This is a genomic window from Chryseobacterium sp. ISL-6 (genome assembly GCF_018613715.1).
In the GTDB taxonomy this organism is placed as follows: Bacteria; Bacteroidota; Bacteroidia; order Flavobacteriales; family Weeksellaceae; genus Chryseobacterium; species Chryseobacterium paludis.
This window is the reverse complement of the sequence record NZ_JAGGPT010000001.1, coordinates 632,196-657,283: the sequence shown is the minus strand read 5'-3', so window position 1 is coordinate 657,283 and position 25,088 is coordinate 632,196. Positions and strand designations below refer to the sequence as shown.

Here is a 25,088-nt window from a genome sequence, read left to right as displayed (position 1 = left end):
TCACTTCATTATATTGCGTTCGAAATGACAATATTTTTAACTTTCATACAGAGTTTAAATGTTTTACTGAACCAAATACTTCAATACTTCATCAATACTTTCCAACTCAATAAATCTTTCATGTTTCAGCTGATGTTCATGCTGCTCATGTGCCCAGGTCGTATGAAATGGGATATGAGCTGTAAATCCACCAATTTCCAAGACAGGTAAAATATCAGATTTTATTGAATTGCCTAACATCATAAAATTCTCAGGTTTACAGTCTAAATGCTTCAGAAGCTTTGTATAATCAGTATTTTGTTTATCACTCATGATCTCTATATGATGGAAATAATTCTCTAATCCTGATTTTTTAAGCTTACGCTCCTGATCCAGCAGATCACCTTTGGTTGCCATAACTAATCTGTATTTTCCTTTCAGATCTTCTAATGTTTCTGTGACTCCATCTAAAAGCTGAACAGGTTGTTGTAATAATTCGTGGCCAAGATCAATCGCTTTGTTTATTAATTGCATGGAAGCTGTTCCATTAGAGACCCTACAGATGGTTTCGATCATACAGAGCATAAAACCTTTTATCCCATAACCATAAAGATGCAGATTTTGCATTTCTGTTTTAAACAATTCCTGCGATACCGAATGCTGTGGAAGATAATCTTCAAGAAGAACACAGAATTCCTTTTCAGCTTCCTGAAAATAGGGTTCATTCACCCAAAGGGTATCGTCTGCGTCAAATGCTATTGTTGTAATATGATTTTTCATTTTATTTTGTACATTTCTCTGTGCAAAAATCAGAATAAATTATATAAAAGCAAAGGACATTTGTCCTGAATGGAATATGTTAAGAACCAATGAAACTTTTTTGAGCTATTTAGAACAACTTTACAGTAAGCAGGAACGTAAAGAAGATATCGTGATCAGATCATTTTCAAAAGGGACAAGGATATTTGTACAAAATGAAAAATCCCCGAAAATAATGCTTATTAATGATGGTGTTACCAAATGCTATTTTGAAGAAGAAAATGATAAAGAGTATATTATGGAGTTTCTTGGGAAAGGTGAAATTATTGGTGAAATTGAATTCATTAAAAATATTAATTGCCTGTGTACTATTGAAGCAGTGACGGAAGTATCTGTCTATGCGATTTCTGTTCCTTATTTCAGAACATTAGTTGAAAATGATATAGCATTAAATAATTTATTATTAAATGCCTTTGCTGAGCGTATCATTAATACTTCTGCCAGGGCATCTTATCAACAACTTCATACCACTGAACACAGCTTAGCGAAACTATTGGAATTACAATCCAAACAAGAAATTGAAATTTCAAAAGAAGACATGGCAGCTTATTTAGGAGTTACCATAAGAAGTTTAAATAGAGCTTTGAAAAGTTTAAATAAAAAATAAAAAAGCGGCCTGTAAAGACCGCTTTCTATTATATATTCTGTTTTATTTTCTTAGCCGACATATTTAAAAATCTTTTTACAAGGAAGACTGCAGAGATCGTTAATCCCAATCCTAAGGCGATCCACATTCCAAAAGCGCCCATTTCTAATGTGACACAAAAGAAATACCCGAGTGGGATTGTAATTACCCAATAGGCTATAAAAGTATAAATAGAAGGGATTTTAACGTCCTGTATACCTCTCAGCATTCCCAAAGCTGTTACCTGGATTCCATCTGATAACTGAAACAGAGCAGCGATGATCATTAGTTTTGAAGCTAACGTAATTACTTCGATCTCTTCTTTTTTAGTGAAGAATGTAGGAAGGATATTTCTACCCAAAATAAATACAACTCCACAAATACACATGAAGATAAAGGCAATTTTCAAGTTGTTTATTCCAACTTTTCTAAGTTCAACATAATTTTGCTCACCCATTTTTCTTCCGATCATTACAGTTGATGCAACACTAAATCCTACACAGAGGTTAAAGGTAAATGAAGCCATACTGAGAGCAATCTGGTGTGAGGCAATATCATGAGCAGAAATTAATCCACAGATAAAAGCAGCACCGGCAAAAGCAGTTACTTCAAAGAACATCTGTAAAGCGGTAGGTAATCCTAATCTTACCATTTTATCAAACATATTTTTAGAAAATACCTGGATCTTCAAGGAAAAATCTTTGATATAGCGTCTCGTTCTTTCTTCTTTTAGTAAAACGAAATATAAGAATACCACCATAAAAATTCTCGCAATTAAACTAGCCAATGCAGATCCTTTTACCCCCATTGGAGGGAATCCAAAAAGTCCCTTGATGAAAACGTAGTTCAAAACGATATTAATAACATTGGCAATAATGGTCGCTTTCGTAACTCCAATGGTGTAAGATAAACCCTCAGAAACCTCTCTGAGGGTCTGAAATGCCATGAAAGGGATCATGCTTATCGCCATGATGCCTAAAAAGTCTACCGTATCAGGAACTATCTTAGCCGGTTGACCGGAATGATAGAGTAGAGGCAATCCTAATAATAAAATTCCCATTAAAATTATCCCCACGGTCATATTAATAACAAATCCGTGACTGAAAACAGAATTAATGGTTTTATGGTCATGTCTCGAGTGCGCCTCTGAAACCAAAGGTGGAATAGCAAAGGAAAATCCCAGTGCCAATACGAACATAGAGAAAAATACAGCATTCCCTAAAGACACTGAAGCTAAGGCATCTGCACCCAGTAATTTTCCAACAATAATATTATCAAATAAGTTTACAGAAACTTGTCCTACCTGCGTTAGCATTACGGGTAGTGCCAATGTAAGGCATTCTTTAGTATAGTTTTTATTTAAAAAGCTCATAGTTTTAACAAAAAAAAATTTGCAGTGTGAATACTGCAAATTTTTTATAATTTATTTAGGTTATAATTAAATTATTTTCTTACAAAATTTGCGACATCCTCTTTGGAAACAGTGCTTCCACCAAGGATAATTAATCTTTCAACAACATTTCTCAACTCTCTGATATTTCCAGTCCATGAAAGGGCTTTAAGCGCTTCAATAGCATCATCATCAAATTTTTTCACCGCTGTACCATGTTCATCGGAGATCAGTCCTGAAAAATGGTCCACTAATAATTTGATATCTTCTTTTCTATCATCCAATGGGGGAACATAAATTTCAATTACAGAAAGCCTGTGGTAAAGATCTTCTCTAAATTTTCCTTCCTCAATTTCTTTCTGCATATTTTTGTTGGTTGCTGCAAGTACCCTTACATCAACCTTAATTTCTTTATCACTTCCTACAGGAGAAACTTTGCTTTCCTGAAGGGCTCTTAATACTTTAGCCTGGGCAATAAGACTCATATCTCCGATCTCATCAAGAAAAATAGTACCTCCCGTTGCTTGTTCAAATTTACCCTGCTTATCTTTAATAGCCCCTGTAAATGAACCTTTAACGTGTCCAAAAAGTTCTGATTCAATAAGTTCAGAAGGAATTGCAGCACAGTTCACTTCGATCATAGGTCCTCTTGCACGTTCGCTTTGATTATGGATAGCATGAGCAACCAATTCTTTTCCTGCCCCATTGGGTCCGGTAATTAAAACTCTTGCATCCGAAACAGCAACCTTTCCGATCATATCCTGAATTTTCTGTAAAGCCGGAGACTCACCAATCATTTGGTACTTTTTGTTTACCTTCCTCTTTAGTGTTTTATTTTCGGTCTGAAGATTTTTATTTTCTTTTTTTAAGGTCTCTTTAACCAAAGCATTTTTTACACTTGTAATCAACCTATTGATGTCGATTGGCTTAGAGATGAAGTCATATGCACCATCCTTTAAACAAGATACAGCAGAATCAATGTCTGCGTGTCCTGAGATCATAATAAAAGTGGTTTCAGGTTTAAGCAGTAGAGCTTGCTTTAATAGCTCAGTTCCTGAAAGTTTTGGCATTTTTATGTCTGAAATTACCAATGCGAAATCTTCTTTTTCTAAATGTTTATAGCCTTCCAAACCATCTTCGGCTACAACAAATTCGTAATTGGTAAGTTCATCTGAAAGAATACTGTGCAGTACTCCTGAGATTGCTTTTTCGTCTTCTACTATAAGGATTTTTTGCATAGTTGCAAATTTAGATTTTTTGATTGAATTATTAGCAAAAACTATACCTAAATACTTTATTTAGTATAATCTCTTCTTCCGAAAATAGCGGACCCTACTCTTACAGAATTAGCACCGCATTCAATGGCAATAGGGAAATCATCACTCATTCCCATTGATAATGTATCTAGTTTTTTCAATTGATTTAATTCGTTAAAAACATTTTTTAATTTTAAAAATTCCTTTTTTACCTGCTCTTCATCTTCTGTGAAAGTTGCCATTCCCATTAATCCGGTTATTTCAATATTCGAAAAATCACCGTTTATGTATTTTTGAAAAATGTCTTGTGCTTCTGAAATTTCAAAGCCAAATTTACTTTCCTCAACCGCAATTTTTACTTGTAAGAGAACTTTAATTTTACGTTTGTATTTAACTGCTTCTTTATTTATTTCTATTAAAAGTTTCTCAGAATCAACGCTTTGAATGGTGTCGATGAATTCTGCGATATACTTTACCTTATTGGTCTGAAGGTGCCCAATCAGATGCCATTGAATATCTTTTGGCAGGAGAGGGTATTTTTCCATCAGCTCCTGAACTTTGTTTTCTCCAAAAACTTTTTGCCCTAAGCTATAAACCTCCTGAATAGCTGATACAGGATGTGTTTTAGAAACTGCGACCAGCTGAACCTCATTAGGAAGTTGTTTTTTTATGTTATTGTAATTTTCTTTAATATCCATAATTGCAAATTTCTGAATTCTTAGAGCAAAATACTAATGATTTTGTAAAATTTTAAAAAGAGTTTTAAGAACGGTTTATCCGCGATTAAAAATTGACTATTTCTCAATTTATTAATGATAATACTCTTAATTTAAAACGTCATTGATCTTAGGATAGGAAGAGATCTTTCTAAATACAAATCGATTGCTCTTCTGTAATTTTTCAATAAACAGATCAAGTTCATTAATAGAGTCTGTATCCGCTAAATATTGATCGTGAGTTAAAAAGACCAAGTGTCTTGATGTTTTTTCGAGATCATTGAAAAATATACTGTCAACCTTTTTAAGCATTGCTTCGTGACTGCCTTTTAATACCATCTTATTAGTAGGTTTCCATTCAAGGTCCCAACCAATTACTTTATAACCTGCTTTCTTCAGGCTATTTGCAGCCAGAGTAGAGCTTTTTATATCGGTAACATTAATATTGTTCAGTCGCCATATATTTCTTCCCGGAGTTCTCGCTATTTTATCATAAAGTTTCAAACTGTCTTTTGTTCTATCAAAATCATGAACCACAGCATCAGGATTTTGATAAAAATTAGAATATTTATTATGTGCATGCGTAAAACTGTGATTAGCCAGTTCAATCAAAGGATCCTGTCTTAAAAGATCCAGATCATCCTTTTGTCTATTACTGTCATAAGAATGTTTTCCAACTAAAAAAGCTGTTGCACATACATTTCTTTTACGTAAAATTTTCAGTAGATTTTCGGTTCCTCGATTCGGACCGTCATCAAAAGTTAGATATATAACTCTTTTGTCGGTTAGATCTTCATTATCGTCCAATAAGGGGACTGTTTTTGCGACGGGATGGTCTTTAGAAATCATCTTCTCAGAATCTTTCTCATCTTTTTTCTGATTACAGCTGTTAAATAAAATTGAAGTTGCACTCATCAATGCAAACATCCCAAGAAAAGTCGTATTTCGAGACTTTTCCGCAAAAAGTTTTTTCATGAAATAATTAGAGATTAATTGTTAAATATCGTTAAAATTTGTAAACTAATGTTAACAATATGTATGCCAATTTACTTTAAGTTTTGCTTTTTAATAATATTTTAATGTGCTAATTTTTAGACAGTTTTCAAAGTAAAATCTTTTTAAGATACATTGCATTTTTAATTGCCGAAACTCCCCATGTATTATTAAAAAATATAAATGTTTTATTTTGTGATATCTGTATTTTTTCTGCTAAATTATTGAGAAATTCTTCACTGTATTCAGATTTGTAAAGAACAGGTTTTCCATGTAATCTGTAATACATTACTTCATTATTGTTGATAATTACTTCTTCTGGTAAATTACCGGGAAAGCTAACACCGGAAAAAATAATATTTTTAGGTCTTAAAATATCAAAAATCTCATCACGCCACCAGGATTTATGTCTGAACTCTATGACATTTAAAAATGCTGAATCGATATTTTTTAGGATTAACTCTATATTTTCTGGAGTATTTTTAAAAGATGGTGGGAACTGATACAAAAATCCGGAAAGCTTTTCCTTCAAATTTTCATGGATATGCTGACAGAATTCTGAGATTTCTTCTTTGCAGTCCAGTAATCGTTTCTCGTGAGAAATAGTTTTTGGAATCTTAATGAAAAATCTAAACTCTTCAGGTGTTTCATCGAACCATTTAATTAGTGTTTTTGCTGTTGGCTTTCGATAGAAAGTAGAATTAATTTCAACAGCATTAAACTCTTTTGAATATAAAGTAAGAAAATCTTTAGTTGGTGTATTTTCCGGATAAAAAGAGCCTTTCCAATCATTATTGTAAAAGCCTGAACATCCAATATATAGATTTTTCTTTTTCATATTTTTTTATCTCTCGCAGATTAAGATTAGTAAATCGTTTTTTTTCGAAAACCCTGAATAATCTGCGAGAGAAAATATACTATTTAATGTCCAGATCAACAGAGTTTAATCGTAATGAATTTAAAATCACTGAAAGAGAACTGAAGCTCATCGCTGCTGCAGCAATCATGGGTGATAATAGAATTCCAAAAAATGGATACAATAATCCTGCCGCAATAGGTACTCCCAATACATTATAAATGAATGCGAAAAACAGATTTTCTTTGATGTTTTTTAATAATTTTTCACTTAGGAGTTTTGCTTTTGCAACTCCAATGATATCTCCTTTAAGTAATGTAATTTCAGCACTTTCAATAGCGACATCTGTTCCTGTTCCCATTGCAATTCCGATATCCGCTTGTGCCAAAGCAGGGGAGTCGTTGATGCCATCTCCTGTCATAGCTACAATTTTCCCCTCTTTCTGAAGTCTTTTAACCTCATTTAGTTTATCCTCAGGTAAACAGTTCGCTTTAAAATGTTTGATACCTAATTCATATGCAACAGCTTTAGCCGTATGTTCATTATCACCTGTCATCATAATAATCTCCAAACCTTCCTTCATTAAAAGTTCAACAGCCTTCTTGGAGCTTTCTTTAATTTTATCAGTAAAGCTTATAAATCCTAGAGCGGTATTATCTTCTGCTACATAAGAAATGGTATGTGCCTTTGACTGAACTTCAACCGCTTTTTGCTTTAAATGATCTGGAATAGAAATTTGATGGGAAGTCAATAGACTTTCATTTCCTACATATATAGTTTTCCCATTAATATTTCCTTTAACTCCTTTTCCGGATATATTTTCAAATTTTTCTACTTTCTCAGAGGTGAGATTCTGTTCTTTTGCTTTGTTGATAACAGCATTAGATAAAGGATGTTCTGAATTTTGATTTAAGGAGAATGCCAGTTTCAATATTTGATTTTGATCTCCATTATTTATACTTTCAATGTACTCTACAGAAGGTTTTCCTTCGGTTAAGGTTCCCGTTTTGTCTGTAATTAAAACATTTACTTTATTCATGTGTTCCAGAGCCTCTGCATTTTTGATCAATATTCCATTTTTTGCTCCCTTGCCGATACCTACCATTAAAGACATTGGAGTGGCCAGACCAAGGGCACAAGGACAGGCAACAATTAAAACAGCTACTGCATTAACGAAAGCAAATAGACTTCTTTTACCTTCAGGACCAAAGAATTGCCAGCCTACAAATGTAAGTGCAGCAATAAGGATCACTGTCGGAACAAAGATTTTAGAAACTTTATCAGTTAACTTTTGAATTGGTGCCTTACTTCGGCTTGCTTCATTCACCATTTTTATAATCTGCGAAAGCAGGGTTTCATCACCTACCTTTTCAGCTTTCATAATGAAAACCTGATTGCCATTGATGGTCCCCGAAGAAACTCTATCATCAATATTCTTCTCAACAGGAATCGGCTCTCCAGTGATCATACTTTCATCTACAATAGAATTACCTTCCGTAATCTTTCCATCTACAGGGATTTTTTCACCGGGTTTTACTTTTAGAAGATCTCCGATTTTAACCTGTGAAAGAAGTACTCTCTTTTCTTCACCATTAATCATAAGGTTGGCTTCATCAGGAGAAAGGTTCATTAATTCTCTGATGGCGTTTCCTGTTTTTTTATGGGCTGCAGCTTCCATTAATTGTCCTAAAATAACAAGCGTCAAAATCACACAGACTGCCTCGAAATAAAGTGGGATCTCATGGTTATGTCCGCGGATTTCATGAGGTATGATATCTGGAAATACCAAAGAAATAATACTGAATATAAATGCTGCGGAAACACCCAGAGCAATTAAACTAAACATATTTAAATTCCAGGTTTTGAATGAAACCCAGCCTCTTTTCATTAAGAACCATCCCGAATAAAAAAGCACGGGAAGAGTAAGCAGCAGCTCAATAATCCCTTGAATTTGATGAGAGAAAGGGAAATTAATGAACATCCCACCCATTGAAAGAATAAATACAGGAATGGTGAACCCTAATGAAATAATAAATTTTCTTTTCAGTATGTTGTATGTTTCATCATCTTCTTCACCTTCGGTATCAGGCATCCTTACCAGATCCATTCCACAAATCGGGCAACTTCCAGGTTCATCACGGATGATTTCCGGATGCATAGGACAGCTGTACTTTGCGGTTTTCTTTTCAGGATATTTTACAAGATCCATTCCGCATACAGGACATCCCACATTACTGTCATAGGTTTTATCCCCTTCGCAATACATTGGGCAATAGTATTTTCCTGCCATATCATCCGTAACTCTTGGAGCTTCCTGGTGATGGTGAGTATGGGAATGGGATTGCTGATGTGAATGTTGTGAAACGGATTTTTTAACCAAATCTTCTGTAATCTCCTCCATATGCATATGACAAACAGGACAGTCTTCTTTTTCATCATACACTTTATCACCCTCACAAAACATCGGACAATAATATTTTCCAATACTATCTTTGAAATTTTCCGGTAGATTGGCCGAAGAGTAGGTGGGTTTATAGTTTGGATCTTTAGATTGTTTTTCCTCAATAGGAACTAAATACATCTTGCAGACGGGACATCTTTCTCCTTGTTTGAAATATACTTTATCACCCTCACATTCCATAGGACAATAATATACTGACGACGGGGAAATGCGATCTTGAGGTTTTATAAAAGTTTTCCCTTGTTGAGTAGGGTCTTCTAACTGGTAATGACCAATTTCTCCCAAAACTTTATTGAGATTACTAAGATCAATGTCTTTATCAGAAGTAATAGTTGCCAGACCTGTTTCCAGATTAATGTCAGCTTTTATTCCTTCAATAGCATTAAGCTTTTCTGAGATTTTTTTCTGACAACCTGAACAGGTCATTCCAAGTATTTTATATTGTTGTTCCATGATCTTAAATGATGTTATTGTCTTTATATTCGCTTTCCTTCAAAGCAATGATATCTTCTAATTGATAGTGACCAATCTCCTCTAACACTTTATTTAGGTTCATAAGATCAATTTCCTGATTAGAAATAATAGTAACCATTTTTGTCTCCAGGTTAATATCGGCTTCTATGCCCTCCAAAGTGTTTAGTCTTTCTGAAATTCTTCTCTTACAGCCCGAACAGCTCATTCCAAGTATTCTATATTGTCTTTCCATGATCTTAAATTATATGACAAAGTTCCAAAAAGCAAAAGGATACCTGTTATAAATTTAAGGATAATAGTTATAAAATTTGGGAAGCCGGTAAGTTGTAGTGCTCGAAAATGAGAATATGTAAAGAAGTGATGATACAAGATTGTATCTTTATTTTAATAAATAATTACTTAAGAAAATGGATTGTTATAATCTTATCTTATTATAAAACTAAAAGTCTCTCACCAGCATCTAAAATACCTAGACAAAATCCAAAGGTTTTCTGTTATGAACCTTTAGTTTTTTAAATTCGGTGGGAGTAAAACCCGTACTGTTTCTAAATTGTGAGGATAAATGCTGTACGCTTTTATAGCCTAACTTTCCTGCAATTTCGGTTAAGTTAAATTCATTATACAAAAGAAGCTCTTTTACCTTCTCAATTTTTTGAAGAATGAAGAACTGTTCTAATGTAATATTTTCGTTTTGTGAGAATGTTTTGGAAAGTGAACTGTAATCTTTATGAAGTTTTGAGGTGAGAAATTCTGATAATAAGAAGTTTTCATCAATATCAAGTTCACTGATCTTTATGATAATAAGGTTTTTGATCTTTTCAATTAATTGATGTGAAGAATCTTTTATTCTTTCAAAACCAGTCTTTTCTAACTGCTCTTCGATGGAAGTTAATTCTTGATCTGAAATATCAGATTCGGTTTCAACTTCACCAAGATGTATAGATTTTATATCAATCTTAAAATCATTAAAAATAGCTGACACGGCAGAAATGCACCTGCCACAAACCATATTTTTTATAAAGATTTTCATAATGGATTATTTAATCGGTCTTTTACAAATTCAACCTGCGTTTTTCCATGTGGAATAGGATTGCCATCCTCACCCAAATTAACCATCACAATTTTGTCCACCGTAATAATAGTTTGGTGAGTCATTTTATTTCTTACCTCACATTGAAGAGTGATAGATGTGGAGCCGAATGCTAAAACTTCAATACCAATTTCAACAATATCACCTTGTTTGGCTGAGCTAATGAAGTTGATTTCTGAAATAAATTTGGTAACAACTTTTGTGTTTTCTAACTGGATAATAGCATAAAGTGCTGCCTCTTCATCAATCCATTGTAATAATCTTCCTCCAAAAAGTGAATGATTAGGATTAAGATCTTCTGGTTTTACCCATTTTCTAGTATGGTAGTTCATCTTTTAATAATTTGAGATACAAATTTAACGTTAAAAAATGGCTTAATCAAAGGAAAGGGATTTAGTTATCTAAAGAGAAATATTTATTTTCTCAATCAGCTTGTTTTGTTATTTGTTTTAAAAAGTAAAACGTATAATTTTATTATTTAATCCATTGTACACATTCTTATAAAGAAAATCATAAACTTGAACAGGGTATTTTTAGAATGTAAGGTTAAATTAATTTTAAAAATGTTTAACGATAAAGCGGAATAACTGTGGTTTTAATTTGAAAATATGTATTTTTACTGTATTAATTGCTATATAAAGGTTAATTTGGTGTTAGATTTAATGTTAAAAAATATTTAATTTTTGTAAAGAAATACCCAAAATATTATTTTATAACAATTAAAAAATATTGTTTAACGATAATTTTAATGCGTACATCAAAAGTGAGTGATAAAATACTTATAAAAAGGTTTTGATTTGAAATATTAAATTGTATCTTGCGAACGTTTATATTTGGAATCAATATTTGTTCATTTAATATATGTTGCTTTTCTTTTATATACCAAATTTTTATTAATTATTATAATTTTATTTAACAATGAACATTTTTGTTTCAAACATCAATTACTCAACTAAAGAGTACGAATTACAAGATTTATTCGCAGAATTTGGAGAAGTATCTTCTGCAAAAATCATTACAGACAAAGAAACTGGTCGTTCCAGAGGTTTTGGTTTCATAGAAATGGGGGAAGAAGAAGGAAAGCAGGCTATTGAAGCTCTTAATGAGAAAGAATTCAACGGAAAAACACTTAACGTTTCTGAAGCTAAACCTAGAGAGGAGAAGCCAAGAAGAAGCTTCGATAACAACAGAAGCGGTGGTGGTTATGGAAATAACAGAGGTGGAAACGGTGGCGGTGGCTACGGCGGAGGTAACAACCGTGGTGGAAACGGCGGTGGAAATCGTTGGTAAAAAATATAAGCGGCTTTTAAGCCGCTTTTTTTATGTCTTTTATTCTCGAAGTATTCCGTTTATATATGATATAAGATGTACTTTTTAAATATAGAATACTTTCTTTTTAGAAATTAATCCTTCTTCTTCTTTTTCTTCTTATCTCTACTTTTCTTATCTTTTTTCGGATTAAGAATCTCATTGGCTATTTCCAATTTCGGCGCTTTAGCTTTTACAGGTTTCATTTCAATCTTAAGATCAAAATACTCTTGTAAGTCATCCTTAGATATTAGTTTTTCATTAAATAAAAACTGTAGAATTTCTTTTCCAGAATCATGAAAGAAATTATGTGAAAGCTCTTTTAATAAAAACTTTTTATAATTTTCATGTGGAATTGTTACTGTATACTTAAAGATCCTACCTTCTTTTTGAGTAGAAAGATAACCCTTTTCAACCAGGATCTTTAAATAAGTGGAGACCGTATTTTGATGTGGCTTTGGTTCCGGATGCTGCTCCATAACATCTTTCAAATAAAATGAATCGAGCTTCCAGAATAGCTTCATTAAGTTTTCTTCTGCAGTTGTAAGGTGATTTATTTTCATAAAATATTCTAATGTTGAAAGTGTATATTGCAATAAAGATAAAGAAAAGAAATTAGAAAAGCTATTCCTCCACCCATAAATACTTCTTTTACGGTGTGTCTTTTTAATATGACTCTTGTAATCCCTACAATAACAGCTATACCTAACCATACAATGCCCATTTTCCAATCTAACGAGTAGAATAAAGAAGCAACAAATACATTGAAAGCAGTGTGCATAGAACTTTTAATGAAGAAATTACTTACTTGTAAAGCAAAAAGAAGAATAAGTATGAACAACATTAAAAAATCAAGCGTTCCGTTTTTGATGTAATGGAAAAGGAGATAAAGGATAACGGTAATTGCAGTGAAAATATAGAAAGTTTTTCTCTGAACTCTGTTTGAAACATCCATGTTGGTGTACCTTCCTGTTTTTACATTCCAGATGAGCCAGATAATTACAGGTAATATGATGATAAGGAGTATAGGAAGAAAGTATAATATTGAGTCTTTAAGGGAGTAATCCCGTATACTTTTATAAACGAAAAATAAAAATAACGATACCAAAGGATTAAAAAATTCTGAGATAATTTTAGAGATTTTATGTATCGATGATGTTTGTTTTTCTTCCATGTTTAAATTAAAAACTCAAATATAACATTATAACCAAAAAAACAATTGGTATGTATACAATAAAAACGAAGTTTTTTTTATAATTTTGCTCAACTATTTCATAATAAATAAGCAAGAGCTAGCACATGAAAGAATTTTCTAAAGAGGTATACCTTAAGTGGTATGAAAATATGACAATGTGGAGAAGGTTTGAAGACAAATGCCGTTCTCTTTATCTAAAACAAAAGATCAGAGGTTTTTTACATTTGTACAATGGTCAGGAAGCCATTCCTGCAGGTTTTACACATGCAATGGATTTAACGAAAGATAGTATGATTACTGCTTACAGATGTCATATCCATCCAATGGCAATGGGAGTAGATCCTAAAAGAATCATGGCAGAACTTTGCGGAAAAGCAACAGGAACGTCTGGAGGTATGGGTGGTTCTATGCATATTTTCAGTAAAGAACACCGTTTCTACGGAGGTCATGGTATTGTAGGGGGACAGATTCCTTTGGGAGCTGGTATTGCTTTCGCAGATAAATATTTTGATAGAAAAGCTGTAAATGTTTGTTTCTTCGGAGATGGAGCAGCAAGACAGGGTTCATTACATGAAACATTTAACATGGCTATGAACTGGAAACTTCCTGTAGTATTTGTTGTTGAAAACAATCAATACGCAATGGGAACTTCTGTAAAAAGAACAGCAAACCATGAAGATATTTATAAATTAGGATTAGGGTATGAAATGCCTTGTCTTGCTGTAGATGCTATGGATCCTGAGAAAGTGGCTGAAGCAGCTTATGAAGCTGTAGAAAGAGCAAGAAGAGGAGATGGGCCAACATTTATCGAGGCAAGAACTTACCGTTACAGAGGTCACTCTATGTCTGATGCTGAACCTTACAGATCTAAAGAAGAAGTATCAATTCATAAAAAGGATGATCCTATTGAATTGGTAAAAGAAAGAATTTTAGCAAATAATTGGGCAACTGAAGCTGAATTGGAAGCTATTGAAAATAAATCCAGAGATTTTGTTGACGAATGTGTTGAGTTTATGGAAAACTCTCCATACCCTACGCAAGAGAAGATCTATGAGTATGTTTATGCGCAGGAAAATTATCCATTCGTAAACAAACTGGAAAATAACTAATAAATAATATGAGATAATATGATAATGACAAAGAGTTAATTATCATGTTCCCTTTCATTATCAAATTATCAAATTAATTCATTATCATATTAAAAAATTATGGCAGAAGTAATTACAATGCCTCGTCTTTCCGATACGATGACGGAAGGAAAAGTGGCGAAATGGCATAAAAACGTTGGCGATAAAGTAAAAGAAGGAGATATTTTAGTTGAAATTGAAACAGATAAGGCTGTTCAGGATTTCGAATCTGAAATAGAAGGAACCCTTTTATACATTGGTGTAGAAGAAGGCGGTGCTGCAGCTGTAGATTCTGTTCTTGCAATCATTGGTAATGAAGGTGAAGATATATCTTCTTTAAAAGGGGGTAATGCTCCCGCAGCCGAAGGTTCGGAGGAGAAAAAATCTGAAGAAGAGGCTAAAACCGAAAATAAAGAAACCAGTGTAGAACAAACTTCTGCTGAAGTTCCTGCTGGTGTAGAAGTTATTACAATGCCAAGACTTTCTGATACAATGACAGAAGGGAAAGTGGCTAAATGGCATAAAAACGTTGGTGATACAGTAAAAGAAGGTGACCTTCTCGCTGAGATCGAAACCGATAAAGCGGTTCAGGATTTTGAATCTGAATTTAACGGAGTTTTATTGAAGCAGGGTGTTGAGGAAAACGGAGCTGCTCCAGTAGATTCAGTACTAGCAATTATTGGTCCCGAAGGAACAGATGTTTCAGGAGTTGGAGCTGCAAAACCTGCAACTCAGACTTCAGAAAAACCTGCTGAACAAAAACCAGAAGCTAAGTCTGAAGAAAAACCTGAAACAGAAGCAGTAAGTTCTTCATCTACAGACAGAGTTGCAATTTCTCCTTTAGCTAAGAAAATAGCGCAGGAAAAAGGTGTTGATATTCATGGTGTTCAGGGATCCGGAGAAAACGGAAGAATTGTAAAAAAAGATATTGAAAATTATCAGCCTTCTCAGGCAAAACCAAATACTTCTGCTCCAGCGGCAAGTTCAGCGGCAGCTCAAGTAGCATTAAGTTTTGTTCAGGGAGAAGATACAGAAACTCCAAATTCTCAGGTAAGAAATATTATTGCAAAACGTCTTGCTGAAAGTAAATTCTCTGCTCCACACTATTATCTGATGGTGGAGATCAACATGGATAAAGCAATTGAGGCCAGAAAAGAAATCAATTCTTTACCAGATACTAAAATTTCTTTCAACGATATGATTATTAAAGCAACTGCTGTTGCATTAAGAAAACATCCACAGGTAAATTCAAGTTGGGCAGGAGATAAGATCATTCACAGAGGAAATATTAATGTTGGAGTAGCTGTTGCAATTCCTGACGGATTGGTTGTTCCTGTTCTTAAGAATACCGATCAGATGAATTACACTCAGATTTCGGCTGCTGTAAAAGATATGGCTTCAAGAGCTAAATCTAAAGGTTTAAAAGCAAACGAAATGGAAGGTTCTACATTCTCGATCTCTAATCTAGGAATGTTCGGAATTGAAACATTTACAAGTATCATTAACCAGCCAAACTCAGCAATTCTTTCTGTAGGTGCAATCATTGAAAAACCAATTGTGAAAAATGGTGAGATTGTTGTTGGAAATATCATGAAGCTTTCATTAGCATGTGATCACAGAGTAGTAGATGGTGCTACGGGTGCCCAATTCTTACAAACTTTAAAAACATATCTGGAAAGTCCTTTAACTTTATTACTGTAATCAGTCCAGTTTGTATTATAACAAAAAACCTCTCATTTCGAGAGGTTTTTTGTTTTTAAAACTTTAACGCTGAGAGGATTTCTACTGATTAAAAAATTGTATTAACATCATTAGAATTTTATTTATATTCACTATTTTTGAACCATGATTATAGCAAGAAATATCCATAAGTCATATGGGAATTTAGAAGTATTAAAAGGTGTTGATATTCATATCAAAACGGGAGAAGTTGTTTCTATCGTAGGAGAGTCCGGAGCAGGGAAATCTACACTTCTACAAATTTTAGGAACTTTGGATTCGCCTACCAACTCAAAGAATTACGACACGGAAATTACTTTGGCTGGAGAATCATTTATCAATATGAATGATAAACAGCTTTCTAAGTTCAGAAACCAGAATATTGGTTTTGTATTTCAATTTCACCAGTTACTTCCTGAATTTACAGCTTTGGAAAATGTTTTGCTTCCCACCAAAATTGCAGGAGCCAATGAAAAAGAAGCTTTGGAAAAAGCTTACGCTTTATTTGAAGACCTAAGGATAGAGCAAAGGCTACATCATAAACCTAATCAGTTATCTGGTGGTGAGGCACAGAGGGTAGCGGTTGCCAGGGCGCTTATTAACTCACCTAAAACTATTTTTGCTGATGAGCCAACCGGTAACCTTGATTCAAAAAATGCAGATGACTTGCATCGTTTATTTTTTGATTTAAGAGATAAATATAATCAGACATTTGTGATTGTAACCCATAATCCGAATCTTGCTGAAATTACAGATAGAAAACTGGTCATGAAAGACGGAATGATTATCGAATAATGTAGTTTTAATGATGAGAAAAATTATTGTTCTTTTTGTGTTATTGTCTTTTACTTTTGGTTTTAAATCACAAAGCATATCAAATTTGCCAGAATCCAGAATTACAGAGATTAGAACATTTTTAAAAGGAAAGAACTATAATCAGGATCTTGCTGTATTTATCAATTTTAGAGTCTATTCGGGGAAGTACCGTTATTTTATTTACGATCTGAAAAATAATAAAATATTACAACAGGCTATTGTAGCTCATGGTTCAGGTTCAGTGATAAAGAATTCTGATGCACTCAATTTCAGCAATGTTGAAGGTTCCTATCAGTCATCATTAGGTAAATTTGAGATCAAAGAAAGTTATTCCGGAAGATTTGGAAAGTCTTATCGGTTAAATGGTCTGGACATTACCAATAATAATGCTATGGAAAGGGCTATCGTTCTTCATTCTTATAGTTGTATTCCTGATAATGAATCACAAAATCCAGCTTGTTTAAGTTTAGGCTGTCCTATGCTTTCATTTAATGCCTTGAAACAAACTGCCCGATATATTGATTCATCGAAACAGCCTGTTATTTTGTACGCTTTCTATTAAAAATTCGTACTTTGTACTTTTAATTTAAACTTCAGTTATGTCCATTAAGTTTCTTGCAGAGGATGATAGACCCAGAGAAAAATTTTTACAAAAAGGTAAAGATTCACTCTCTGATTCAGAACTCTTAGCAATTGTTATGGGAAGCGGAAGCAGAGATGAAACTGCTTTAGAACTTGCTAGAAAGATCTTATCTACAGTAAATAATAACTGGCATGACTTGAGTTTACTATCTATTAAAGATTTAATGAAATTTAAGGGTGTTGGTGAAGTAAAAGCACTATCAATTGCCACCTCTCTTGAAATAGGACGTAGAAGGGGCAGACAGGAAATTTCTGAGAAACCAATAATTTCAAACAGTCATGATGCCTATGTTATTTTTAAAAATCATTTGTCTGATTTAAGAACCGAAGAATTTTGGGCTATTTTTCTCAATCAAAGCAATAAGGTGGTTCAGATTTCTCAATTAACGCAAGGGGGAATCAGCCAGTCTATTGTTGATGTGAGGATTTTATTTAAAACAGCTTTGGATAATTTTTCTACAGGAATTGTTATTGCCCACAATCATCCTTCTGGAAGTTTAAAACCAAGTAGAGAAGACCTGGATGTTACTAAAAAAATAAAAGACGCAGGGAAATTCCTCAATATTCAGTTATTGGATCATTTAATTATTACGCAAAACGCATATTTTAGTTTCTCGGACGAAGGATTAGTATGATTAAGAGATTAAAATATAGTGAAATAGATTTTGTAAAGTATGCACAATGTTTGGAAAATTCTGAGCAAAGGAAATACTCAGCTTCGAAAGTCTTTTTAGATGTTTCTTCCAATAACCGTTGGGAATTACTGGTTTATAATGATTATGAAGCAGTAATGCCAATTCCATATGTGAAAAAATATGGACTAAAGATTGTCCATAACCCAATGTTATGTCAGCAGTTAGGTATCTTTTCAAAGAAAGAAGATATATCAATTAATGAAGCCTTTTATGGATACCTGAATAAAAATTATCTTGTTAGAGTTTATAAATTTAACGATTGTAATCAATTTCATTCCCAAATAGAATTAAGAAAAAACTTTCTAATTCTTCCGGATTCTTATGAAAATGTATACTCTAAATATTCACCTAAAAGAAAAAGGAAATTAAGGCTAGATAAAGATGTCTTAAATGTATCTAAAATAAAGATGGTAACCTTTAATGAAGCTAAAGGCTTTATAGAGGCTAATATGTTGGGATTAGATAAAGAAGGGGATCTGAGTGGATTTTTAAGGATTTTCGAAATGTTTTATCACTTGGGACATCTTCAATTTTCTGCTTTTTATTATAATAATAGTATTATCAATGTTATAGCTATTTACGAAGATAAATATACTGTAGCTTTATTAGGAACATTTAATGATAAAAAATATGTGAAGATTTCTGGAGCTTCTGTGCTTATAGATAATGTTATTAAAGATTTTATAGAAACTAAAATATTCGATTTTGAAGGGGGGGAACTTCCTAATATAGAGGAGTTCTTCAGAGGTTTTCGTCCCGAATTTAGACCTTATGGTATTATCGAGAGTTCTGTAAAAAAACTTGTGAAAGATTTAATTGCACTCATTATTAAAGGAAAATTCTTTAACTTAAAATAGTAAACCTAATCATTGTTTAGATTGGTTCTAAATATTATTTATAATTTTACAAAGTTATTTTAACACCATATCTTATTTATGTTTAAACAGATTCGAAACTATAAATTACCATATGCAATCTATAATTTTTTCAATAAGAAAAAGTTGAAACACAATATTCCGTTGTATAAGAAATATGGTGTTAATAAAAGTTATTTTTCAAGTATTTCAAGTAAAGATTTTTCCCATCTTCCAGCAAGTGAAAGAGGGATAGATCATGAAAAATTGATAAATACCAATTTTTATAAAAAATTATCACAAGAAAATAAAGAAAGTACTATTCACTACAATAATAATGGATATCTTATCTTAAAAAATTATTTAAACACAGAAATAGTTGATCAAATTAATGATGAAATAGAAAAATTAATGACCGAAGGAACCTTGAAGTTTCGTTATGGTGGAAAATTAATGTTTGCAATTCATCATTCTGATATTATCAGAATGATTGGTAATGATAAAGATTTTCTTGACTTTCTTTCAGTTTTACTTGATGGGGAAGCAAAGCTTTTTCAAAGTATTAATTTTATTAATGGGAGTCAGCAAAAAACACATTCCGACAGTATTCATATGACTACTTATCCTCTGGGAGGACTTTTAGGAGTGTGGATTGCACTGGAAGATATCGATGAGAATAATGGAGCACTTCATTATATTCCAGGAAGCCATAAACTTCCATATTTTTTAAATTCAGATTATGATAATGAAGGAAATGCTTTTAAAATTGGCAAACAAAGTTATAAGGCCTATGAAGAGTTTTTAGAAAATAAAGTAAAAGAGCTTGGTCTGAAGAAAGAAATTTTCAGAGCAAAAAAAGGCGATCTTTTGATATGGCATGCTAATATTTTGCATGGGGGAGAACCACATTTGGACAAAGAGAGAACAAGGAAAAGTCTGGTTTATCATTACTTTGACGAAAATAGTGTATGCTATCACGAAGTAACTCAGAGACCAGCATTATTTGAGTTGTAATTCTAACTATTAGCTTAATGATTTATTGACAAATAATACATCTTTTCTCTGATTTTTTATAGAAAAGTTATAGGGTTCTATGTCGTTATTTAAACTCTTAGCATCATAAGGTGGGTGTATTTCGATTACAATATTTTCTACCTTCTGCAGCCATGAATTATTTTTACTAAGTAATTCGATCTCTGCTCCTTCAATATCAATTTTAAGCAAGTCAATCTTTTCAATATCATAGCTTTTCATGATACTTCCCATAGACAAAGCCTTTGTAAGAATACCTTGTTCAGATACTTTTTGATTGTATGAAAGTTCATCTCCTCCGAACTTTAATGTTCCATCTTCAAAATGAGCAGCAGCATTTAAGCACACAATATTTGTAAATGATTTTGTATTGGTTTTTAGGATTTCAAAATTCTCCTGAGATGCCTCAACAGAATATATTTTTGAATTAGGATATTTTAATGAAAGGTACATCGATGTCATCCCAATATGTGCTCCGAGATCAACAATGATTTTAGGGTCATTGACTAAAAATTGAAGGTGTTCTTTGTAAGTTTCTTTCCAGAATATCTCATAAAAAATATCAATATCTCCCTTGAAGGTTCTTAGATAAGTGTCAAATCTTTTGTTTCCATTTTTAAAATTGTAAGCAAAAATTTCATTATTACTGAAATCCAAACTACTTTTTTTGAATTTTGAACTATATCTTTTTGAATTAACAATAAATGCAAGAAACGTTTTCAGGTTTCCACTCATATTTTTATTAAAAAGTACCTTAGAAATATAGTTTTTTAAAGACATTGTAAGTAGTGTGATAGTTGATAACGCAAATTAAGAGTATTTATATTTATCTAACTATTTTTTAAATAAAAATTGAAAAATAAAAGGGCTAAACTTGCATACAGAACAGTAAATTATTAGTAATTTTGCACATCGAATTATGACAAGTTTTTCAGAATATCTACCGTATGCTTTTGCATTAATTATTGCAATTCCTTTTTTGGTTTTGCTAAGACAATTCGTACACACTTATATTACCCTTAAAAATCAGGAGATAAAACTTCTTTCTGTAAAATCAAATTCCGAAAATAAGACTCATTCATATGAAAGGATGACACTTTTTCTGGAAAGGATAAAGCCTTCTAATATTATTCAGAAGTTTGATAAGAATTTAGCGGTTCATGAGTTTGTATTTCTTACTGAAAAAACAATCAACGAAGAATTCGAGTATAATTCTTCTCAACAGCTTTATTTGACAAAAAATTCGTGGAAAAATATAGTCGATTGTAAGAGTGCAATTATTGATCTTCTTCATAAGACGTATGAAGATTTAAATAATAATCCCAATCTGAACGAATTTAAGACCGTTTTTATTATGAATTATATGAATGATGAAGACTATATTGCAACTACAATAGAAGACTTAAGGAGAGAAATTTTAATATTAGCATAACTTAAAAAAATAATATATATATAATGATTCCAAATTTTAAAGCACATCCGTGGCATGGGATTTCTGCAGGGGAAGATGCGCCAAATGTTGTAAATGTATTTGTGGAAATCGTTCCTTCAGATACTATTAAGTATGAAGTTGACAAGGAAACTGGATATTTAAAAGTAGACCGTCCTCAGAAATTTTCAAATATTATTCCTGCTCTATATGGTTTTGTTCCAAGAACATATTGCCATAATGAAGTAATGAAGTTAGCTGTTGAGAGTGGAGCAGATGATGTAACAATGGGAGATCATGACCCATTAGATATTTGTGTATTAAGTTCACACAATATTCATTCAGGAGGAATGCTTATGGAAGCTATTCCAATCGGTGGTTTCAAAATGATTGATGGTGGTGAGGCTGATGATAAAATTGTAGCGGTAATGGTAGGTGACCACGCTTTTGGACATTTCAGAGATATCGCTGAATTACCTGAAGCTGAAGTAAGAAGACTGATGCATTATTTCTTAACATACAAAAACTTACCGGATGAGCCTGCTAAATGTAGAATTCAGGAGGTGTATGGGGTTGAACATGCTAGAAAAGTAATTAAAGCGTCTCAAAAAGATTACGCGGAAAAATTCGGCGGATAATAATTTCTTTCGATAAATAAATAAAGGCAGTTGAGTTTTCAGCTGCCTTTTTTCTTTGCAATAAGGGGAGTTTAAAATGAATAATTTTCATTTTACAGAGTATAATTCATTGTTTGGTGATGATTTTATTTATAATAATATGATTAATTAGGGTTGATTTTACAAAGCATTTGGAAATTTTGTTATATTTATAAAACTAATTACAATTTTTTAATATAAAAATAATAAACTATGAATTTGTTCTATTTGGTTCCGGTTTTTGGTGTTATCGCTCTACTATATACTTTTATACAAAGTAATTGGGTGCAAAAACAGAATGCCGGAAATGAAAAAATGAAAATTATCAGCGGACACATTGCTGACGGTGCTATGGCCTTCTTAAAGGCAGAGTACAAGATCTTAACTTATTTTGTAGTAGTTGTAGCTATTTTATTAGCGATAATGGGGATGAGTAATTCCAATTCACATTGGAGTATTGGGGTAGCCTTTGCTGTAGGCGCTGTCTTTTCTGCTACTGCGGGTTTTATAGGAATGAAGATAGCTACAAAAGCCAATGTAAGAACTGCAGAAGCTGCAAGAACGTCATTATCTAAGGCGTTAAAAGTTTCATTTACAGGAGGTTCTGTGATGGGGATGGGTGTTGCTGGTTTGGCTGTTTTAGGTTTGGGAGCTTTATTTTTAATCATTAAACAGATCTTCGCACCAGATGCAACTGTTGATTCCCATGAAATGGAGAAAACAATAGAGATTCTTACGGGGTTTTCTTTAGGGGCAGAATCTATAGCTTTATTTGCAAGAGTTGGTGGTGGTATTTACACCAAGGCTGCCGATGTTGGTGCTGACTTAGTGGGAAAAGTAGAAGCGGGAATTCCTGAAGATGACCCAAGAAACCCAGCTACGATTGCTGATAACGTGGGGGATAATGTTGGTGATGTTGCGGGGATGGGAGCTGATTTATTTGGTTCATATGTTGCAACGGTATTGGCTACAATGGTATTAGGAAGAGAAACAATTTCGGTTGACTCTTTTGGAGGCTTCGCGCCCATTCTTCTTCCAATGCTTATAGCTGGAACAGGAATCATTTTTTCCATGATAGGAACTTTATTTGTGAGAATCAACGATAACGATGGGGCTTCAACCTCTAGTGTACAAAATGCTTTGAATTTAGGAAACTGGGGAAGTATTGTAATTACTGCAATAGCCTCTTATTTTCTAGTTACCTATATATTACCTGAAACCATGGTATTAAGAGGACACGAGTTTACTAAAATGGGTGTTTTCGGGGCCATCATGGTTGGATTGGTTGTTGGTACGCTGATGAGTATCATTACTGAATTTTATACGGCAATAGGGAAAAGACCTGTTTCCAGTATTGTACGACAATCTTCTACAGGGCATGCAACCAATATAATTGGAGGTCTTGCTGTAGGAATGGAATCTACTTTGCTTCCGATTATTGTTTTGGCGGGAGGTATTTACGGATCTTATTTATGCGCAGGTCTTTATGGAGTTGCTATTGCAGCAGCCGGAATGATGGCAACTACTGCAATGCAGTTAGCCATTGATGCTTTTGGGCCCATTGCTGATAATGCAGGTGGAATTGCTGAAATGAGTGAGCTTCCAAAAGAAGTGCGTGAAAAAACAGATATTCTTGATGCTGTAGGAAATACTACCGCTGCTACAGGAAAAGGATTTGCTATTGCTTCTGCTGCCTTAACTGCCTTAGCTTTATTTGCTGCATTCGTAGGAATTGCAGGAATTGATGGAATAGATATCTACAGAGCTGATGTTTTAGCTGGTTTGTTTGTGGGCGGAATGATTCCTTTTATCTTTTCATCTTTGGCAATTACGGCTGTTGGACAGGCAGCAATGGCTATGGTTGAAGAAGTAAGAAGACAGTTCCGTGAGATCCCTGGAATTCTGGAAGGTACTGCGGAACCAGAATATGAAAAATGTGTTGCTATATCTACAGATGCATCAATCAGAAAAATGATGCTTCCGGGGGCTATTGCTATAATATCTCCATTATTGGTAGGATTTATCTTCGGACCTGAAGTTTTAGGAGGATTTCTGGCTGGAGCTACGGTATGTGGAGTTTTAATGGGAATGTTTCAGAACAATGCTGGTGGAGCTTGGGATAATGCAAAAAAATCATTTGAAAAGGGAGTAGAAATTAACGGACAAACTTATTATAAGGGTTCCGAACCTCATAAAGCATCTGTAACTGGTGATACTGTTGGAGATCCATTTAAAGATACTTCAGGGCCATCCATGAATATCTTGATTAAATTAATGTCTATTGTATCATTGGTCATTGCTCCAACATTGGCAACACTGCATAAAGACAAAATTGAAGCTGAAAGAAAGGCAACAATTGAAACTCTTTTAGGTAAAGTCGGAGCACATTCAGGTATACAAAACATCGGTTCTGCATCTGCTACAGCTGCTGTAGTATCAAACGAGATTAAAGGGCATTTAAATGAAAATGGAGATTTCGTATATGAAACAGGAAATATTCAGGACATAAAGCTTAGCAATGGAAATACTATTTCGATTGGAGAAAACAGCCGTTTGTTTGAAATGTATAATAACATTAAAAATAAAAACCAATCTGTTTTAGATCCTAACAATTGGTATACTGTTGAGAATCTGTATTTCGAGAGTGGTTCTAGTGATTTTAAAGCTGGTTCTGAAGCGCAGCTGAATACTCTGGCGGAATTGCTGAATGCCTTTCCTAATCTAAAAATAAAACTAGGAGGTTATACGGATAATACAGGAAATGAAGATAGTAATAAAAGGTTATCCAATCTGAGAGCACAGACGGCTAAATTGAAGCTATTGGAAATGGGAATCTCTTCAGATAGAGTGGAAGCGGAAGGATATGGCTCTCAATATCCTGTTTGTGAAGCAAATGATACTGATGAATGTAAAGCAAAAAACAGAAGGATTGATGTGAGGGTTCTTTCTCTTTAAT

At 33.2% G+C, this 25,088-nt stretch carries 25 protein-coding genes; 12 read left to right on the top strand and 13 right to left on the bottom strand.

Features of this window, described 5'->3' with window-relative positions:
* Window positions 1–63: 63 nt before the first annotated feature.
* Entirely contained in the window at window positions 64–759 is a 696-nt protein-coding gene (locus J7E44_RS03080) for an HAD family hydrolase (protein WP_214825514.1), read from the bottom strand.
* A 76-nt stretch (window positions 760–835) separates the two neighbouring features.
* Between J7E44_RS03080 and J7E44_RS03075 the strand changes: the two genes are divergently transcribed.
* Window positions 836–1,405 (top strand): Crp/Fnr family transcriptional regulator, encoded by a 570-nt coding sequence (locus J7E44_RS03075; RefSeq protein ID WP_214825512.1) that lies wholly within the window; start codon window positions 836–838, stop codon window positions 1,403–1,405.
* A gap of 28 nt (window positions 1,406–1,433) precedes the next feature.
* Here the strand turns inward: J7E44_RS03075 and J7E44_RS03070 are convergent, their stop codons facing one another.
* The 9 genes from J7E44_RS03070 to J7E44_RS03030 form a co-directional block, all read right to left on the bottom strand.
* Window positions 1,434–2,795, bottom strand: a complete 1,362-nt coding sequence (locus J7E44_RS03070; protein ID WP_214825510.1) for an MATE family efflux transporter — start codon at window positions 2,793–2,795, stop codon at window positions 1,434–1,436.
* Window positions 2,796–2,866: 71 nt separating this feature from the next.
* Window positions 2,867–4,051 carry a sigma-54-dependent transcriptional regulator gene (locus J7E44_RS03065; RefSeq protein WP_214825508.1) on the bottom strand — a complete coding sequence of 395 codons (1,185 nt, stop codon included), beginning with the start codon at window positions 4,049–4,051 and terminating at the stop codon, window positions 2,867–2,869.
* Between the two features lie 56 nt (window positions 4,052–4,107).
* Window positions 4,108–4,767, bottom strand: a complete 660-nt coding sequence (locus J7E44_RS03060; RefSeq protein ID WP_214825506.1) for a YggS family pyridoxal phosphate-dependent enzyme — start codon at window positions 4,765–4,767, stop codon at window positions 4,108–4,110.
* A gap of 126 nt (window positions 4,768–4,893) precedes the next feature.
* Window positions 4,894–5,760 (bottom strand): polysaccharide deacetylase family protein, encoded by an 867-nt coding sequence (locus tag J7E44_RS03055; protein WP_214825505.1) that lies wholly within the window; start codon window positions 5,758–5,760, stop codon window positions 4,894–4,896.
* Window positions 5,761–5,887: 127 nt separating this feature from the next.
* On the bottom strand, window positions 5,888–6,616 hold the full coding sequence (locus J7E44_RS03050; RefSeq protein WP_214825504.1) for a DUF72 domain-containing protein: 729 nt from the start codon (window positions 6,614–6,616) through the stop codon (window positions 5,888–5,890).
* A 79-nt stretch (window positions 6,617–6,695) separates the two neighbouring features.
* The gene (locus J7E44_RS03045; protein ID WP_214825503.1) at window positions 6,696–9,548 is read right to left on the bottom strand and encodes a heavy metal translocating P-type ATPase; all 2,853 of its coding nucleotides are present in this window, start codon (window positions 9,546–9,548) and stop codon (window positions 6,696–6,698) included.
* A 4-nt stretch (window positions 9,549–9,552) separates the two neighbouring features.
* Window positions 9,553–9,801: a heavy-metal-associated domain-containing protein gene (locus J7E44_RS03040; protein WP_214825502.1), complete on the bottom strand. Its 249-nt coding sequence runs from the start codon at window positions 9,799–9,801 to the stop codon at window positions 9,553–9,555.
* Between the two features lie 237 nt (window positions 9,802–10,038).
* The gene (locus tag J7E44_RS03035; protein WP_214825501.1) at window positions 10,039–10,599 is read right to left on the bottom strand and encodes a helix-turn-helix domain-containing protein; all 561 of its coding nucleotides are present in this window, start codon (window positions 10,597–10,599) and stop codon (window positions 10,039–10,041) included.
* Window positions 10,596–10,991, bottom strand: a complete 396-nt coding sequence (locus tag J7E44_RS03030; protein WP_214825500.1) for an acyl-CoA thioesterase — start codon at window positions 10,989–10,991, stop codon at window positions 10,596–10,598. The genes J7E44_RS03035 and J7E44_RS03030 overlap by 4 nt, the downstream gene beginning before the upstream one ends.
* A gap of 586 nt (window positions 10,992–11,577) precedes the next feature.
* Here J7E44_RS03030 and rbp point away from each other — a divergent pair.
* Window positions 11,578–11,949 carry an RNA-binding regulator gene (gene rbp, locus J7E44_RS03025; protein WP_214825498.1) on the top strand — a complete coding sequence of 124 codons (372 nt, stop codon included), beginning with the start codon at window positions 11,578–11,580 and terminating at the stop codon, window positions 11,947–11,949.
* Between the two features lie 113 nt (window positions 11,950–12,062).
* On the opposite strand, the gene J7E44_RS03020 is transcribed toward rbp, so the two are convergent.
* Window positions 12,063–12,530 carry a BlaI/MecI/CopY family transcriptional regulator gene (locus J7E44_RS03020; protein ID WP_214825496.1) on the bottom strand — a complete coding sequence of 156 codons (468 nt, stop codon included), beginning with the start codon at window positions 12,528–12,530 and terminating at the stop codon, window positions 12,063–12,065.
* Window positions 12,531–12,538: 8 nt separating this feature from the next.
* Window positions 12,539–13,141 (bottom strand): phosphatase PAP2 family protein, encoded by a 603-nt coding sequence (locus tag J7E44_RS03015; protein ID WP_214825494.1) that lies wholly within the window; start codon window positions 13,139–13,141, stop codon window positions 12,539–12,541.
* A 125-nt stretch (window positions 13,142–13,266) separates the two neighbouring features.
* On the opposite strand from J7E44_RS03015, the gene pdhA reads away from it, so the two are divergent.
* The 7 genes from pdhA (at window position 13,267) to J7E44_RS02980 (ending at window position 20,029) form a co-directional block, all read left to right on the top strand.
* On the top strand, window positions 13,267–14,271 hold the full coding sequence (gene pdhA / locus J7E44_RS03010; RefSeq protein WP_214825492.1) for a pyruvate dehydrogenase (acetyl-transferring) E1 component subunit alpha: 1,005 nt from the start codon (window positions 13,267–13,269) through the stop codon (window positions 14,269–14,271).
* A 99-nt stretch (window positions 14,272–14,370) separates the two neighbouring features.
* Window positions 14,371–15,990, top strand: coding sequence for a dihydrolipoyl dehydrogenase family protein (locus tag J7E44_RS03005; RefSeq protein WP_214825490.1), 1,620 nt, complete (start codon window positions 14,371–14,373; stop codon window positions 15,988–15,990).
* A 144-nt stretch (window positions 15,991–16,134) separates the two neighbouring features.
* The gene (locus J7E44_RS03000; RefSeq protein ID WP_214825488.1) at window positions 16,135–16,803 is read left to right on the top strand and encodes an ABC transporter ATP-binding protein; all 669 of its coding nucleotides are present in this window, start codon (window positions 16,135–16,137) and stop codon (window positions 16,801–16,803) included.
* Window positions 16,804–16,813: 10 nt separating this feature from the next.
* Window positions 16,814–17,386, top strand: a complete 573-nt coding sequence (locus J7E44_RS02995) for a murein L,D-transpeptidase catalytic domain-containing protein (protein WP_214825486.1) — start codon at window positions 16,814–16,816, stop codon at window positions 17,384–17,386.
* A 37-nt stretch (window positions 17,387–17,423) separates the two neighbouring features.
* Window positions 17,424–18,101 (top strand): RadC family protein, encoded by a 678-nt coding sequence (gene radC, locus J7E44_RS02990; protein ID WP_214825484.1) that lies wholly within the window; start codon window positions 17,424–17,426, stop codon window positions 18,099–18,101.
* Window positions 18,098–19,018 (top strand): hypothetical protein, encoded by a 921-nt coding sequence (locus tag J7E44_RS02985; protein WP_214825482.1) that lies wholly within the window; start codon window positions 18,098–18,100, stop codon window positions 19,016–19,018. The genes radC and J7E44_RS02985 overlap by 4 nt, the downstream gene beginning before the upstream one ends.
* A gap of 144 nt (window positions 19,019–19,162) precedes the next feature.
* Window positions 19,163–20,029, top strand: coding sequence for a phytanoyl-CoA dioxygenase family protein (locus tag J7E44_RS02980; RefSeq protein WP_251040459.1), 867 nt, complete (start codon window positions 19,163–19,165; stop codon window positions 20,027–20,029).
* A gap of 9 nt (window positions 20,030–20,038) precedes the next feature.
* Here J7E44_RS02980 and J7E44_RS02975 read toward each other — a convergent pair whose 3' ends face one another.
* Window positions 20,039–20,827 carry an FkbM family methyltransferase gene (locus J7E44_RS02975; protein ID WP_214825479.1) on the bottom strand — a complete coding sequence of 263 codons (789 nt, stop codon included), beginning with the start codon at window positions 20,825–20,827 and terminating at the stop codon, window positions 20,039–20,041.
* Window positions 20,828–20,966: 139 nt separating this feature from the next.
* On the opposite strand from J7E44_RS02975, the gene J7E44_RS02970 reads away from it, so the two are divergent.
* From J7E44_RS02970 to J7E44_RS02960, 3 genes are all read left to right on the top strand, one after another.
* Window positions 20,967–21,479, top strand: coding sequence for a DUF7935 family protein (locus J7E44_RS02970; protein WP_214825477.1), 513 nt, complete (start codon window positions 20,967–20,969; stop codon window positions 21,477–21,479).
* Between the two features lie 23 nt (window positions 21,480–21,502).
* Window positions 21,503–22,114 carry an inorganic pyrophosphatase gene (locus tag J7E44_RS02965; RefSeq protein ID WP_172283200.1) on the top strand — a complete coding sequence of 204 codons (612 nt, stop codon included), beginning with the start codon at window positions 21,503–21,505 and terminating at the stop codon, window positions 22,112–22,114.
* A gap of 231 nt (window positions 22,115–22,345) precedes the next feature.
* Window positions 22,346–25,087 carry a sodium-translocating pyrophosphatase gene (locus J7E44_RS02960; protein ID WP_214825476.1) on the top strand — a complete coding sequence of 914 codons (2,742 nt, stop codon included), beginning with the start codon at window positions 22,346–22,348 and terminating at the stop codon, window positions 25,085–25,087.
* The last annotated feature ends 1 nt before the right edge of the window (window position 25,088 follow it).

Coding starts and splice junctions, on each gene's coding strand:
- J7E44_RS03020 (WP_214825496.1), bottom strand. CDS start 12,530: ATGAAAATAAATCACCTTACAACTGCAGAAGAAAACTTAATGAAGCTA.
- J7E44_RS03000 (WP_214825488.1), top strand. CDS start 16,135: ATGATTATAGCAAGAAATATCCATAAGTCATATGGGAATTTAGAAGTA.
- J7E44_RS03080 (WP_214825514.1), bottom strand. CDS start 759: ATGAAAAATCATATTACAACAATAGCATTTGACGCAGACGATACCCTT.
- J7E44_RS03055 (WP_214825505.1), bottom strand. CDS start 5,760: ATGAAAAAACTTTTTGCGGAAAAGTCTCGAAATACGACTTTTCTTGGG.
- J7E44_RS03060 (WP_214825506.1), bottom strand. CDS start 4,767: ATGGATATTAAAGAAAATTACAATAACATAAAAAAACAACTTCCTAAT.
- J7E44_RS02975 (WP_214825479.1), bottom strand. CDS start 20,827: ATGTCTTTAAAAAACTATATTTCTAAGGTACTTTTTAATAAAAATATG.
- rbp (WP_214825498.1), top strand. CDS start 11,578: ATGAACATTTTTGTTTCAAACATCAATTACTCAACTAAAGAGTACGAA.
- J7E44_RS03005 (WP_214825490.1), top strand. CDS start 14,371: ATGGCAGAAGTAATTACAATGCCTCGTCTTTCCGATACGATGACGGAA.
- J7E44_RS02970 (WP_214825477.1), top strand. CDS start 20,967: ATGACAAGTTTTTCAGAATATCTACCGTATGCTTTTGCATTAATTATT.
- J7E44_RS03030 (WP_214825500.1), bottom strand. CDS start 10,991: ATGAACTACCATACTAGAAAATGGGTAAAACCAGAAGATCTTAATCCT.
- J7E44_RS03015 (WP_214825494.1), bottom strand. CDS start 13,141: ATGGAAGAAAAACAAACATCATCGATACATAAAATCTCTAAAATTATC.
- J7E44_RS02985 (WP_214825482.1), top strand. CDS start 18,098: ATGATTAAGAGATTAAAATATAGTGAAATAGATTTTGTAAAGTATGCA.
- J7E44_RS03035 (WP_214825501.1), bottom strand. CDS start 10,599: ATGAAAATCTTTATAAAAAATATGGTTTGTGGCAGGTGCATTTCTGCC.
- radC (WP_214825484.1), top strand. CDS start 17,424: ATGTCCATTAAGTTTCTTGCAGAGGATGATAGACCCAGAGAAAAATTT.
- J7E44_RS03075 (WP_214825512.1), top strand. CDS start 836: ATGTTAAGAACCAATGAAACTTTTTTGAGCTATTTAGAACAACTTTAC.
- J7E44_RS03040 (WP_214825502.1), bottom strand. CDS start 9,801: ATGGAAAGACAATATAGAATACTTGGAATGAGCTGTTCGGGCTGTAAG.
- J7E44_RS02995 (WP_214825486.1), top strand. CDS start 16,814: ATGATGAGAAAAATTATTGTTCTTTTTGTGTTATTGTCTTTTACTTTT.
- J7E44_RS03070 (WP_214825510.1), bottom strand. CDS start 2,795: ATGAGCTTTTTAAATAAAAACTATACTAAAGAATGCCTTACATTGGCA.
- J7E44_RS03050 (WP_214825504.1), bottom strand. CDS start 6,616: ATGAAAAAGAAAAATCTATATATTGGATGTTCAGGCTTTTACAATAAT.
- J7E44_RS03045 (WP_214825503.1), bottom strand. CDS start 9,548: ATGGAACAACAATATAAAATACTTGGAATGACCTGTTCAGGTTGTCAG.
- pdhA (WP_214825492.1), top strand. CDS start 13,267: ATGAAAGAATTTTCTAAAGAGGTATACCTTAAGTGGTATGAAAATATG.
- J7E44_RS02965 (WP_172283200.1), top strand. CDS start 21,503: ATGATTCCAAATTTTAAAGCACATCCGTGGCATGGGATTTCTGCAGGG.
- J7E44_RS02960 (WP_214825476.1), top strand. CDS start 22,346: ATGAATTTGTTCTATTTGGTTCCGGTTTTTGGTGTTATCGCTCTACTA.
- J7E44_RS03065 (WP_214825508.1), bottom strand. CDS start 4,051: ATGCAAAAAATCCTTATAGTAGAAGACGAAAAAGCAATCTCAGGAGTA.